General features: G+C 65.2%; 13 protein-coding genes. 4 read left to right on the forward strand and 9 right to left on the reverse strand.

The features are described 5' to 3' along the window. Positions 1-29 precede the first annotated feature (29 nt). Positions 30-1916 (forward strand): DNA mismatch repair endonuclease MutL, encoded by a 1887-nt coding sequence (gene mutL / locus EJ077_RS19130; protein ID WP_208703046.1) that lies wholly within the window; start codon positions 30-32, stop codon positions 1914-1916. A 22-nt stretch (positions 1917-1938) separates the two neighbouring features. On the opposite strand, the gene EJ077_RS19135 is transcribed toward mutL, so the two are convergent. Together EJ077_RS19135 and EJ077_RS19140 are read right to left on the reverse strand one after the other, a co-directional pair. Then, complete coding sequence (locus tag EJ077_RS19135) at positions 1939-2721, reverse strand: hypothetical protein (protein ID WP_208695635.1); 783 nt, start codon at positions 2719-2721, stop codon at positions 1939-1941. 96 nt (positions 2722-2817) lie between these two features. Further along, positions 2818-3711, reverse strand: coding sequence for a DMT family transporter (locus EJ077_RS19140; protein WP_208695636.1), 894 nt, complete (start codon positions 3709-3711; stop codon positions 2818-2820). A gap of 91 nt (positions 3712-3802) precedes the next feature. Here EJ077_RS19140 and EJ077_RS19145 point away from each other — a divergent pair, with 91 nt between their 5' ends. Continuing rightward, a complete protein-coding gene (locus EJ077_RS19145) occupies positions 3803-4729 on the forward strand; it encodes a LysR substrate-binding domain-containing protein (protein ID WP_208695637.1) in 927 nt (308 codons plus the stop codon). Positions 4730-4838: 109 nt separating this feature from the next. Here EJ077_RS19145 and EJ077_RS19150 read toward each other — a convergent pair whose 3' ends face one another. Then, the gene (locus tag EJ077_RS19150; protein ID WP_208695638.1) at positions 4839-5426 is read right to left on the reverse strand and encodes a hypothetical protein; all 588 of its coding nucleotides are present in this window, start codon (positions 5424-5426) and stop codon (positions 4839-4841) included. 114 nt (positions 5427-5540) lie between these two features. Between EJ077_RS19150 and EJ077_RS19155 the strand changes: the two genes are divergently transcribed. Continuing rightward, on the forward strand, positions 5541-5774 hold the full coding sequence (locus EJ077_RS19155; protein ID WP_127278225.1) for a DUF2093 domain-containing protein: 234 nt from the start codon (positions 5541-5543) through the stop codon (positions 5772-5774). Here EJ077_RS19155 and lpxK read toward each other — a convergent pair. The 6 genes from lpxK to EJ077_RS19185 all read right to left on the reverse strand — a co-directional run bounded on the left by lpxK (position 5771) and on the right by EJ077_RS19185 (position 11363). Further along, positions 5771-6796 carry a tetraacyldisaccharide 4'-kinase gene (gene lpxK, locus EJ077_RS19160; RefSeq protein WP_208695639.1) on the reverse strand — a complete coding sequence of 342 codons (1026 nt, stop codon included), beginning with the start codon at positions 6794-6796 and terminating at the stop codon, positions 5771-5773. The two genes, EJ077_RS19155 and lpxK, sit on opposite strands and share 4 nt — an antisense overlap. A gap of 1 nt (position 6797) precedes the next feature. After that, positions 6798-8114 carry a lipid IV(A) 3-deoxy-D-manno-octulosonic acid transferase gene (gene waaA, locus EJ077_RS19165; RefSeq protein WP_208695640.1) on the reverse strand — a complete coding sequence of 439 codons (1317 nt, stop codon included), beginning with the start codon at positions 8112-8114 and terminating at the stop codon, positions 6798-6800. After that, positions 8111-8902 carry a lysophospholipid acyltransferase family protein gene (locus EJ077_RS19170; protein ID WP_208695641.1) on the reverse strand — a complete coding sequence of 264 codons (792 nt, stop codon included), beginning with the start codon at positions 8900-8902 and terminating at the stop codon, positions 8111-8113. The genes waaA and EJ077_RS19170 overlap by 4 nt, the downstream gene beginning before the upstream one ends. A gap of 5 nt (positions 8903-8907) precedes the next feature. Then, positions 8908-9153 (reverse strand): DUF4170 domain-containing protein, encoded by a 246-nt coding sequence (locus EJ077_RS19175; RefSeq protein ID WP_015318348.1) that lies wholly within the window; start codon positions 9151-9153, stop codon positions 8908-8910. 76 nt (positions 9154-9229) lie between these two features. Then, the gene (locus tag EJ077_RS19180) at positions 9230-10033 is read right to left on the reverse strand and encodes a 3'(2'),5'-bisphosphate nucleotidase CysQ (protein ID WP_208695642.1); all 804 of its coding nucleotides are present in this window, start codon (positions 10031-10033) and stop codon (positions 9230-9232) included. Beyond that, positions 10020-11363: a TldD/PmbA family protein gene (locus EJ077_RS19185; RefSeq protein ID WP_208695643.1), complete on the reverse strand. Its 1344-nt coding sequence runs from the start codon at positions 11361-11363 to the stop codon at positions 10020-10022. Before EJ077_RS19185 ends, EJ077_RS19180 begins: the two co-directional genes overlap by 14 nt. Before the next feature lie 175 nt (positions 11364-11538). Between EJ077_RS19185 and EJ077_RS19190 the strand changes: the two genes are divergently transcribed. After that, positions 11539-11955, forward strand: coding sequence for a VOC family protein (locus EJ077_RS19190; protein ID WP_208695644.1), 417 nt, complete (start codon positions 11539-11541; stop codon positions 11953-11955). Positions 11956-11973 lie beyond the last annotated feature (18 nt).

Consider the following 11973-nt stretch of genomic DNA (forward strand, 5'->3'; position numbering starts at 1 on the left):
CACGACACGAATCCGCCTATACTATCATCATGCCCATTCGCCAGCTTTCCGAAACGATGATCAATCAGATCGCCGCCGGCGAAGTCATCGAGCGTCCGGCGAGCGTGGTCAAGGAACTGGTGGAGAACGCGCTCGATGCCGGTGCAAGCAAGGTAGAGGTCGTCACATCGGGCGGCGGGCTGAACCTGATCCGCGTCACCGATGACGGCTTCGGCATCCCCGAACAGGAGCTGGCGCTGGCGATCGCGCGTCACTGCACCTCCAAGCTCGCCGACGATATCCACGACATCCGTTCGCTCGGCTTTCGCGGCGAAGCACTGCCGTCGATCGGCTCGGTATCGCGGCTGTCGATCCGCTCGCGCACGGCTTCGGGCGACGGCGCCGCCGAGATCGGCATCGAGGGCGGCCGCATCCTGCCCGTCAAGCCGGCGGCCGCCAATCGCGGCACCACGGTCGAGGTGCGCGACCTGTTCTTCGCCACGCCGGCGCGGCTGAAATTCATGAAAGGCGAACGCGCCGAAAGCTCGGCCATCAGCGACATCGTCAAGCGTATCGCCATCGCCTTCCCCAGTGTGCGTTTCACGCTGGCCGGATCCGACCGCACGACGCTGGAACTGCCGGCGACCGAAGACAGTGCGGACGGCAGGCTGCGCCGTGTCGCGCAGGTGATGGGAGCCGACTTTCCCGACAATTCCATTGCCATCGACGCGATGCGCGAAGGCGTGCATCTGACCGGCCATGTGTCGATCCCGTCCTTCACCCGCGCCAACGCGCTGCAGCAATATGCCTATGTCAACGGCAGGCCGGTGCGCGACAAGCTGATCGCCGGCGCCATTCGCGGCGCCTTCGCCGATGTCCTGCCGCGCGACCGCCACGCCGTGACCGTGCTGTTTCTTTCGCTCGATCCGGCCATTGTCGACGTCAATGTCCATCCGGCCAAGGCCGATGTCCGCTTCCGTGATCCGGGCCTCGTGCGCGGGCTGATCGTGGGCGCGATCCGGCAGGCGTTGGCCGAGGCCGGCATCCGCTCCGCCACCACGGGTGCCGCCGGCATGATGGCTGCGTTCCGTCCGGGCGCCGCATCCTATGATCACGGGGGCCCGACAAATGGCCATCGCAGTTACGAGGCGGCTTTCCATGCGTCCGGCCCCACGGGCTTCGACCCTTCGCGCTCGCCGCAGCGGCCGCTCGACATGCAATTCGCAGGAGCCGGCTTTGAACGCGGCAACGCAAGAACCGGCTTCGGCGAGAGCGACCAGGCGGCTTTCGATGCTGGCCCGCTCGCCAGCGCCGATGCGCGTGCTGGGCAGAATGAGGCTGCCGAGACGCTGCTCGGCGCGGTGCTGGGGGCTGCGCGCGCACAGGTGCACGAGAACTATATCGTCGCTCAGACCAGGGATTCGCTCGTCATCGTCGACCAGCACGCGGCGCATGAGCGGTTGGTTTACGAGGCGCTGAAGAACGCCCTCCACTCGCGGCCGGTGCCCTCGCAGATCCTGCTTCTGCCCGAGATCATCGACCTGCCGGAAGAGGACGCAGAGCGGCTCGCCATGCATTCCGAAACGCTCGCCCGCTTCGGCCTCGGCATCGAGCGTTTCGGCCCGGGCGCGGTTGCCGTGCGCGAGACGCCGTCGATGCTGGGCGAGACCAATGTGCAGCAACTGGTGCGCGACCTCGCCGACGAAATCGCCGACAACGACACGGTCGACACGCTCAAGGAGCGGCTGGACAAGATCGCCGCCACCATGGCCTGCCACGGTTCGGTCCGCTCCGGCCGGCTGCTCAAGGCCGAGGAGATGAACGCGCTGCTGCGACAGATGGAGGCGACGCCCGGCTCCGGCACCTGCAACCACGGCCGGCCGACCTATATCGAGCTCAAGCTCGCCGATATCGAGCGGCTGTTCGGCAGGCGCTGAGCCGGTGCCTGATGCCCCCTGATCATTTCCTCTTGCGATATTTCTTGGCTTTGGGGCTGAAGACATAGTCTTCCGTATGGCCGGCGCCGCCGCCGCTGAAGTTCACCGAAATGACGTCCTTGCCGCCCTCGACCCACTTCTCGACGTTCCTATAGATTGATGTCATCAGCATGCCGGCACTGCATGCGTCGTCATCCTTGAAGGCGATCTCCTGCACGACTTTGCCGTTGCGCTTCTTGATCACGTGCATTTTCGTCATGCAGAAGCCGGCGCTGGTGTTGGCGTAGACGCCGGCAAACCTCTCACGAGCCGTCTGCGCCCAGAAGGGGATTTCGATGGCCCCGTCGATCTTCACCTCTCCGGTGTCATCGAACGCCGTCACTTTCTTGAGCTGGATCGGCAATGTATCCGCTCCCTTGCTCCAGCTTCCGGTCGCGCCGTCCACGCCGATGTCGAGAGAGAACGGGCACCCGGTGGTGTCGACCGGTGTCTTCGACCCGATCACCAGCACGCGTTCAAGTTCCTTGTCGTCCGCGATCTCGCAAAGCGTGATCCTGGCGCCATCGGCCTTGCCGTAGATTGCGATGGGGCTTTGCCCGGCATCGTGGAAATAGCTTCCCTCGACGGTAATGCCGCTGCCGAAGCTGTCATATCTCTGCAGGGAGAAATGGACCGGCTTCGTCCCGATCGATCCCTCGTAATTCTCGACATGATACCAGCCCGCTACGCTTTCCCGCTCAACAGCAGCATGCAGAAAACCGCTGGTACGAAGCCTCTTCCCATCCCGACCCCCTCTTTCAGGCAAGATCAGGATAGCTTGCCTCGCATCCACCTCACAGAGGCTGAGGTCGAAGAACACAACTTATCATCTTGAGTCGACAAACGGCCTCAACGCTCTGATTTACCTTTTCAAATTCACGACGATAACACCGCCGAGCGCCAGCGCGCCGCCGAGGATGCCGAGCAGGGTCGGCACTTCGCCGAGCCAGAAGAAGCCGATCAGGGCGGACATCGGCGAGACAAGGTAGAGAAAGTTGGAAGCACGCGCCGCCGGCAGGCGCGACAGGGCCGTTGCCCAGGCCGCATAGGCGATCAGGCTCGGCACGATGCCGAGATAGATGACGGCTCCGAGGCCAGCCGTATCGGCAACAGCGGCCTGCTGTAACGCGGCGGGCAGGAAGGGCGCCAGGCAGAGCGCGCCGAGCACCATGTTCGATGCCGCGATGGTCAGCGGGTGGTGGCGGGCAAACAGCGGCTTCTGGACGATGGTGTTGACGGCCGAGCAAAGTGCCGAGCCAAGCACCAGCAGCGCGCCGGCATTGAAATGCAGGCCATGCCCGTCGGCGATGGCAATGATGCCGATGCCGGCGAAGGAAATGACCGTACCGATCCAGGCTATTCCGGAGAAACGCTCGCCAAGCAGCGCCATCGCCATGATGGCGGTGAAGATGGGGCTGACATTGATGATGAAGCCGGCGGCTCCGGCCGAGACGGTCAGTTCGCCGAAATTGAGCATCGCCGTGTAGAGCGCGACGAAGATGGCGCCGCCGAAGGCGAAGCGCCACAAATCACCGATCCGGGGCAGCGCCGGGCGCTTAACGGCAAGGTACACCGCCGCCGGCACGGCGGCGATGGCAAAGCGCAGGGCGCCAAGCTCCAACGGCTGGAAGGCGGCGAGCCCGGCCCGGATCGCCGGGAAGGCGGAGGCCCAGCCGATCACCGTCAGCGCCACGGCGATGGCGGCCGTGGTGTCCATCCGCTGTGTCGAATTCAACGTGCCTGTCGTCGTGCTCATCTCAGTGCCCTCGGATTCTTCAGGTTTCGAGAGCAGAAAGCGCCTTTCCAGGTCAATTGACAAACGACCAAATCGAGGGTCACCTGTGAGCATGGATCACAGCTCGAACACTATGCTGCCGCTGGAGACATTGCGCGCCTTCGACGCCGCGGCGCGCACGGGAAGCTTTTCGGCCGCCGCTGAAAAGCTCAACCTTACCCATGGCGCCGTCAGCCGGCAGATCGCCAAGCTCGAGGACTGGCTTGGTCTGAAGGTGTTCGAACGTGGCGCGCGCGGCGTGACGCTGACCAACGAAGGCAATCGCCTGCATCTCAGGACCACCGAAGCTTTCGCCCTGATCTCGGTCGATTCGGACCGCTGGGTGGAGCCGCGCGGCACCGCGGTGGTGCGTCTAGCCTCCATTCCATCGGTGAGCGGCCTGTGGCTGATGCCGCGCATGGCAACACTGGAAAACGACCCTACCCGGCTGCGCATCGTGCTCGACGTCGACAACCGTCAGGCCGATCTCGCCGACGAAGGCATCGATCTTTCGGTCCGCTGCGGTCGCGGCCGCATCCCGGGCCGCGTCTCGGTGCAGCTGTTCGAGGAACATCTCTTCCCGATCGCCTCGCCAGACCTTGCACGGGAGATCGGCGGTGGCGACCCGGCCCGGCTGCTCAAATTCCCGCTGATCAACGATTCCGACGCGTCGGGCTGGCGCGCCTGGTTCGCCGCGCAGGACGTGGACTACCGGCCGCGCCCGCAGGACCGCCGCTTCGAGGACTACAATCTGGTGCTCGATGCAGCGGCCCATGGCCTCGGCATCGCGCTGGCGCGGCCGCCGCTCACCGAGCGCCAGATAGAATCGGGGCGCCTCGTCGCCGTCGACGATCGCACCACGCTCAATCCGGTTTCCTACTGGCTGGATCGTCCGGTCGGCCGGCCGCGCGCGGCCGCCGCCGATCTCGCCAGGCGCATTGCCGAACAGGCCGGGCTTGCGCCCGCAAGGCTGGAAGCTTTCCTGCAGGATGACGATTAGGCTCGAAGGCATTCGGCCATCGCCGGCCCGCTTTCAGGACATGCACTCCAGTGCAATTCCCAAGGGAAAATGCGTGGCGGCTCCCTGTCGGAAATCGCGTGAACCCTGCTTAACGGAACAGCAAAAGCACGATCATGGTGGTCACGGCCGAGACGATGGCCGTCACGATCGATATGGTCCACAGCGACAACGGAGCTGGCTCGGATCGTGGAGCATGGCCAGCCGGACGGATGGAGGCGCCGCGCGGTTGCGGCGCGTTGGCATTGGCCGCGACCAGGACCGCCGCGGAAGCGACGACCGGCGAAAATGTGGACGGGGCCGGCGCCAGTTTGGGTGTGCTGTCCGTCGTCTGCGGCGGGGTGAAGCCACGCGAAGCCTGATCGGTATCCGCCCCTACCCCGCCCGTCGAGGCTCGGGACGGCGCATGGTGGGCGGCGTCAGGTTCCATGACGGCCCGGTAAGCATCCTCGATCTCGGAGGACGACAGGCGTTGCGAGGTTTGAGCGGCCGGTCGCGGCAGCGAGCTTTGCAGCGCCTGGGTGGTGAACTGCGCCGATTGCACCACAGCGGGCGCCGGCGGCTGGACGAGCACCTTGACCAGCGCCGCGGTCGCCGGATCGGCCTTGGGCGAAGGCACCGGCTGGGGCGTGAGCGCTTCTTTCAGCAAAGACGGCATGCTTGCATTGGCGATGTCCATGGCGCTTCCTGACAACCATTGTGCCATAGGGCAATATTACATGAGCATTGCGCCAAGCTTGACCTTGCCCACGATTTATGGCGATTGAATCCCGATGAACTCAAGTGCCATTGCATGATGAACCGTTTCGAAGGCCCGGGCGGCAAGGAAGCCCGCATCCGCTACCTCGATGGCGATTTCCAGGTCACCAGCCCCGGCTCGTTCGTGCGCTGCGCGGTGACGGGCGAAAACATCCCATTGGACGAGCTGAAATACTGGAGCGTCGCCAGGCAGGAGCCTTACGTGAACGCCACGGCTTCGCTGCGCCGCGAAATCGAGATGCATCCGGAGTTGCGCAAACGGGGCTAGCCTTTCAGCTTGCGCTGCCGCCAGGCATCGAGCGTCTCTTCGATAATGCGTTCGGGCACGTGATCAAGCTCGAACACCGTGTCGATTTCCAGCACGTCGAGACGGTCAAGAAAGTCCCGCGGGGCGCCGTGGCGCAACCGGGCGGCGTCCTTGGCGGTGGTGATCAGCCCTAGGCCTTCGGCCCGCGCCGTCGCAGCCAGTTCGGCGAGTTCGTCCTCGGCGTAGAAATGATGATCCGGAAAAGCCCTGGACAGGACCACTTCGCCGCCGGCCTCGCGCACGGTGTCGAAGAACTTTTCAGGATGACCGATACCGGCAAAGGCCAGAAACCGCTTTCCGGCAAGCCCGGCCTTGCTGCACGGCTCGGTGTGGGCCTCGAAGATCGGCCGGCCGGCACGCGCTGCCCGGCGGACCACCGCGTCGGCGGCGGTGCCCTCGCCCATTTTCAACAGCCCGCTGGTGAAGACCAGCTGGTCGACGATCTTGGCCCTGAGCGGACCGCCCGGGATGACGCGGCCATTGCCGATCCCGTAGCGGGCATCCACAACGACAAGCGCATAATCGATATGGATGCGCGCGCTCTGGAAGCCGTCGTCCATGATGACGAAATCGCAGCCGTGTTTTTCCAGCAGCAGCCGGGCGCCGGCGGCACGATTGGGCGTCACCGCCACCGGAGCATGTTCGGCCAGCAGCAGCGGTTCGTCGCCGACATGCCTGGCGCTGTCGTGATCGGCATCCACGACATGCGGCTCGGCGAAAGAGCCGCCATGGCCGCGCGACAGGAAACCGGGCTTCAGCTGCATGCGCCTGGCCTGTTGGGCGAGCGCGATCGCCACCGGCGTCTTACCGGTGCCGCCAACGGTGAAATTGCCGACGCATAAAACCGGCGCGTCGATCTTCTCGCGCCGGGCCCTGCGCATGCCGCGGCCGGCGGCAAGCGCATAGACTGCCGACAACGGCGACAATGCGAAGACGCGCCAATCCGGCTCTTCCCACCAGAAAGGCGGTGCTTCGCTAGCCACGCTAACGCCCGTTCGCGCCCTTCAGGCGCGCCTTGACCACCAGCGGCTGGATATAGGGTTCGAGCGATTTGAGCGTACGTGCCAGCGCGCCGCGCATCTCGTCGACGGTGGCGATCCCCGCCGCCATCATCTCGTGGCGCGCCACTTCGTTGGTCAGCAGGAAATTGACGGCGCCAGCCAGCATGTCGCGGTCGCGCACCAGCTTGGCGCCGCCCCTGTCGAGCAGGCGCTGATAGGCCTCGCGAAAATTCTGCACGTTGCGCCCGGCCAAAACTGCGGTGTCGAGCATGGCCGGCTCGAGCGGGTTCTGGCCGCCTTCGGAGGTCAGCGAGCGGCCGACGAAAGCGATTTCGGTCAAGCGGAGGTATAAGCCCATTTCGCCGATCGTATCGCCAAGCAGGATATCGGTGTCGGGCCCGATACGGTCGCCCTTGCTGCGCCGCGCGACCTTCAGCCCCATGCCGGAAATCTGCGCGGCAAGGGCTTCGGCCCGATCGGGGTGACGCGGAACGACGATCGTCAAAAGGCCGTGGTGACGCTTGTGCAGCATCGCGTGGACTTCCGCCGCGACCACTTCCTCGCCATCATGGGTCGAGATCGCCGCCCAGGTCGGGCGATCGCCGATCTGCCGTTGCAAAGTGCCGAGCGCGCGATCGTCGACCGGCGGCGGGTTGGTGTCGACCTTGAGGTTGCCCGACACCGTGACGGGCCGGGCGCCGAGCGCGCGAAAACGCTCGCCGTCGACGTCGGACTGGGCAACGACATGGGCCAGATTCTCGAACAGCGCCTCGGCGATGTTGGCCCGCTTCTTCCACGACGTGAACGAGCGATCAGAGAGCCTGCCATTGACCAGCACCTGCGGCACGTGGCGGGCACCGAGTTCGAGGATGGTCATCGGCCAGATCTCGGATTCGGCGATGATGGCCAGATCAGGTTTCCAGTGATCGAGGAAGCGGCTGACCGCTGGCTTCAGATCGAGCGGCACATATTGGTGGATGATGCGGTCGCCGAGCCGCTCGTCGACGACCTGGGCCGAGGTCACCGTGCCGGTCGTCAGCACGATGTTGACGCCATAGTCGAGAATGCTTTCGACCAGCGGCACGACGGCCAAGGTCTCGCCGACACTCGCGGCATGGATCCAGATCACCGGCCCCTCGGGGCGCGGTCGGCCGGCGACGCCGTAGCGCTCGCGGCGGCGATTGCGGTCTTCCTTGCCGCGCGAGGTGCGCCAAGCGACATAGGGTCCGACCAGTGGATAAGCGGCCGCGCCGGCAAATCGATATGCCGACAGCATGGTGCGGGCCCAGCGGCCGCTCATCGCGGACCGTCCACGAGACGGTAGGCCTCGGCGGTCGCGGCGTTGAGGGCGGCCGTCACTTCCAGGCGCTTGCGTTCCATTTCGGCATCGTCGGCATCCGCCGCCACGAAGATCGGCGCGCCTATGGTCACGGCGGAGCGGCCGAAGGGCAGGTTGATGGTGGTCTTGTCCCAGCTCTTTTCCAGCACCTTGCGGCGGCTGGTGGCGATGGCGACGGGCAGGAGCGGCCGGCCGGAGAGGCGAGCCAGGAGAACGATACCGAGCCCTGCATCGCGCGGGGTACCGTGGGGAATGTCTGCGATCATGGCAACGTTCTTGCCTGCGGTGAGCGACTTTTTGAGGGCGATGAGCGCCTTGGCCCCACCCTTGTCCAGATGCCTGGCATTGTCACGTCCACCCGAACCGCGCACCGCCTCGATGCCGAACTTCTCCAGCATCAGCGCGTTGAGTTCTGCATCGGCGCTGCGCGACACCATGGCGACCAGCGGCTTGCGCTTTGGGTAATAGGCCGGTGTCAAAAGATGCTGCCCATGCCACAGAGCAATGATCCCCGGCTCGAACTCGGCGTAGGCGCCGCCCGAAAAGTGTGCCGATCCGGCGACCAGGGGGCTGGTCAGGCGAACCAGCCGCACGAACTGCGCGAGCAGGCTGGCAATGGCGTTCTTGACGAATCGGGACTGCGCGAGTGGCTCGCGAATCCGGCGCCAGAAGGCTTTGGTCGTGCGGCTGCCGCCCCTGCCCGTCGGCGCGGCTTCGCTGGCTGGCTGTTTCGCCAGATCATGCTCCATCGAGGTCAACCGGCAGCCTTGCTATCGGGATCCAGCAGGCGGTGCAGATGAACGACGAAATAACGCATATGAGCATTGTCCACGCTGGCTTGCGCCTTGGCTTTCCACGCAGTGTGCGCGGATTGATAGTCGGGATAGACGCCGACGATGTCGAGCGCGTCGAGATCCCGGAACTCGGTACCGCCAAGCTTCTTGAGTTCGCCGCCGAACACCAGATGCAAAAGCTGTTTCTTTCCGTCTTCCGCGGCCATGTCGGTCCTTCACATATCGTGAGTTTGTGACAGGTCTAGACCAAAGCCGCCGACTTTGGAACCTTCGAAAACGCTTTCAGGCATCCAGCCCGGCGATGACATCGACAAGCACCGCCAGCAGGTCCCCGCTGCCGGCAGCGAGCGCGCCGTGGCGGATCACCGAGCCGGCGTAGAGCGGCGCGCGCCCATTCGGGTCGAGCAGTTGGCCGCCCGCTTCGCGCAGGATGAGATCGGCGGCTGCGATGTCCCAGTCATGCGCGTTCGGCTTGACGAACGTTGCGTCGAGCGTCCCGTTGGCGATCATCGCCAGGCGGTAGGCGAGCGAGGGAATGTAGGGTGCCCGCTGCAGCCGCTTCTGCCAGCCGGCAGGCACCAGGTCGATCAACTGCTTCAATCCTGAAATTTCAGCCTTGTCCCCAGGCTTGCGCACCGCGATACGCTTGTCGTTGCGGAAGGCGCCCTGGCCGGGCAGCGCCCAGTAGGTCTCATCCATCGCCGGACATTCGAGCACCCCGGCGAGCGTTCGGCCGTGCTCGACGACGGCAACGCTGACGCACCATGTCCGCTGGCCTTCGAGGAAGCCGCGCGTGCCGTCGATCGGATCGACAACGAAGGTGCGGCGCGCCGAAAGCCGTGCCGGATCGTCGGCCGTCTCTTCCGACAGCCAGCCATAGTCCGGCCGTGCCGCAAGCAGCGTCTGGCGCAGATACGCATCGGCGGCATGATCGGCTTCGCTGACCGGCGAGGTGCCGCCCTTCATCCAGACCTGCGGATTGTTGCCGAAGTAACGCATGGCGATAAGACCGGCTTCGCGAGCGGCGTCGCGCAGCAGCGGCAGGTCCTGATCGGCACCGGCAGTGGTCAGGTCATGCTCCGGCAAGGGTCATGCCTTCGATCAGGAGCGTCGGGGCGGCGGTGCCGAAATTGCGGTCGAGGTCATTGGCCGGCACCATGTTGAGGAACATCGTCTTCAGGTTCGAGGCAATGGTGACTTCGGCGACCGGATAGGCGAGCGCGCCATTTTCGATCCAGAAGCCCGAGGCGCCGCGGCTGTATTCGCCGGTGAGCATGTCCACGCCTTGGCCGAACACTTCTGTGACGTAGAAGCCGGTCTTGAGCGAGCCGATCAAATCCTCCGGCGAGCGCTCGCCCGCCTCGATGGCAAGGTTCGTCGACGACGGCGAGACGGAGGAGCCGCCGCGCGCGCCGCGACCGTTGGTGACGAGGCCGAGCTCCCGCGCCGCCGACGTCGACAGGAACCAGTGATTGAGGACACCCTTTTCAATCATCAGGAGCTTCTCGCCCTCGACGCCTTCGCCATCGAATGGACGCGAAGCCTGGCCGCGGCGCCGCAACGGCTCGTCGGTGACGGTGATGGCGGCAGCGGCCACCTGCTTGCCCATCATGTCGCGCAGGAACGATGTTTTTCGCGCGACGGAAGCGCCGTTGATGGCGCCGGCGATATGGCCGGCAATGCCGCGCGCGACGCGCGGGTCGAACACCACGTCGACCGGTCCGGTCGCCGCCTTGCGCGCGCCAAGACGACGCACGGCCCGTTCGCCGGCCATGCGTCCGATATCCTCCGGCGCGTCGAGATCGGCAAAATGCTGGCGCGAGGAGAATTCATAGTCGCGCTCCATACCGGTGCCCTCGCCGGCAATCACGCTGGCCGAGCGCGAAAAGCGCGAGGCGACGTACTGGCCGAGAAAACCGTGTGAGGTGGCCAGAACCATCCCGCCCAGCCCGGCGCTGGCATTGCTGCCGGACGAATTGGTCACGCCCTTGACGGCGAGAGCCGCCGCTTCGGCCGCAAGGGCGGCTTCCTTCAACTGGTCGGCCGACACTTCGGTCGCGTCGAACAGGTCCAGATCGCGCGTCTGCCTGGCGAGCAGCGCAGGGTCGGCAAGACCCTGGTAGGGATCCTCTGGAGACACCTTGGCCATGGCGACGGCACGCTCGGCAAGCGCCTTCGGATCGGACGCGGCGGTGGCCGATACGCTGGCCACACGCTGGCCGACGAAGACCCGCAGCGAAACGTCGTCGCCCTCGGACGCCTCGGTGTTTTCGACCTTGCCAAGCCGCACCGAGACGCCGGTCGAGCGGCCACGCACCGCGACGGCGTCCGCGGCATCGGCGCCAGCGCGTTTCGCTGCCTCGACCAGGGCCGCGACGCGGTCCGTCAATTTCGCGGCGTCGAGCTTGTCGGTCATGCACTTGATCCTGTTTCTTCAGCCCTGTCCGGAAGGCAGGTGCTGCCGCACCATCTATTGTTCCAATGCCGCTTGTGCAATGGCAGAAGGGCAATCAGGATGGCGCGACCAAATCGCCATCGAAGCGCCCGCAAAGAGCGGACGTCGCAGTTTTTGCCTATCTGGAGCCTTCGCCATGACGCCTTTCCATCTTGCCTTTCCAGTCCGTGATCTCGATGAAACCCGAATTTTCTATGGCGAGGTGCTGGGCTGCGCGATCGGCCGCTCGTCGGCGACCTGGGTCGATTTCGACCTTTACGGCCACCAGATGTCGGCGCATCTGCGGCCCCAGGCCGCGCAAGCCGCCAGCGACGGCAAGGTCGACGGCGTTTTGGTGCCGATCCCGCATTTCGGCGCCGTGCTCTTGATGGATGACTGGCAGCGCCTGGCGACGCGGCTGGAAGCGCGCGACGACATAGACTGGCTGGAGCGGCCAATGGTCCGCTTCAGGGGCGAGCCCGGCGAACAGGCGACGCTGTTCATTCGCGACCCGTCGGGCAACGCCCTGGAATTCAAGGGTTTTCGTTCACTGGAGCAGGTTTTCGCGCATTGAAATGACGGTCTGGTAGCG

Source organism: Mesorhizobium sp. M8A.F.Ca.ET.057.01.1.1 (genome assembly GCF_003952565.1).
In the GTDB taxonomy this organism is placed as follows: domain Bacteria; phylum Pseudomonadota; class Alphaproteobacteria; order Rhizobiales; family Rhizobiaceae; genus Mesorhizobium.

What these genes read in the sequence shown, in the direction of transcription:
- EJ077_RS19175 (WP_015318348.1), bottom strand. Translation starts at nt 9,153, where the DNA reads ATGGCCGCGGAAGACGGAAAGAAACAGCTTTTGCATCTGGTGTTCGGC.
- EJ077_RS19150 (WP_208695638.1), bottom strand. Translation starts at nt 5,426, where the DNA reads ATGGACATCGCCAATGCAAGCATGCCGTCTTTGCTGAAAGAAGCGCTC.
- EJ077_RS19155 (WP_127278225.1), top strand. Translation starts at nt 5,541, where the DNA reads ATGATGAACCGTTTCGAAGGCCCGGGCGGCAAGGAAGCCCGCATCCGC.
- mutL (WP_208703046.1), top strand. Translation starts at nt 30, where the DNA reads ATGCCCATTCGCCAGCTTTCCGAAACGATGATCAATCAGATCGCCGCC.
- EJ077_RS19185 (WP_208695643.1), bottom strand. Translation starts at nt 11,363, where the DNA reads ATGACCGACAAGCTCGACGCCGCGAAATTGACGGACCGCGTCGCGGCC.
- waaA (WP_208695640.1), bottom strand. Translation starts at nt 8,114, where the DNA reads ATGAGCGGCCGCTGGGCCCGCACCATGCTGTCGGCATATCGATTTGCC.
- EJ077_RS19170 (WP_208695641.1), bottom strand. Translation starts at nt 8,902, where the DNA reads ATGGAGCATGATCTGGCGAAACAGCCAGCCAGCGAAGCCGCGCCGACG.
- EJ077_RS19190 (WP_208695644.1), top strand. Translation starts at nt 11,539, where the DNA reads ATGACGCCTTTCCATCTTGCCTTTCCAGTCCGTGATCTCGATGAAACC.
- EJ077_RS19140 (WP_208695636.1), bottom strand. Translation starts at nt 3,711, where the DNA reads ATGAGCACGACGACAGGCACGTTGAATTCGACACAGCGGATGGACACC.
- EJ077_RS19145 (WP_208695637.1), top strand. Translation starts at nt 3,803, where the DNA reads ATGGATCACAGCTCGAACACTATGCTGCCGCTGGAGACATTGCGCGCC.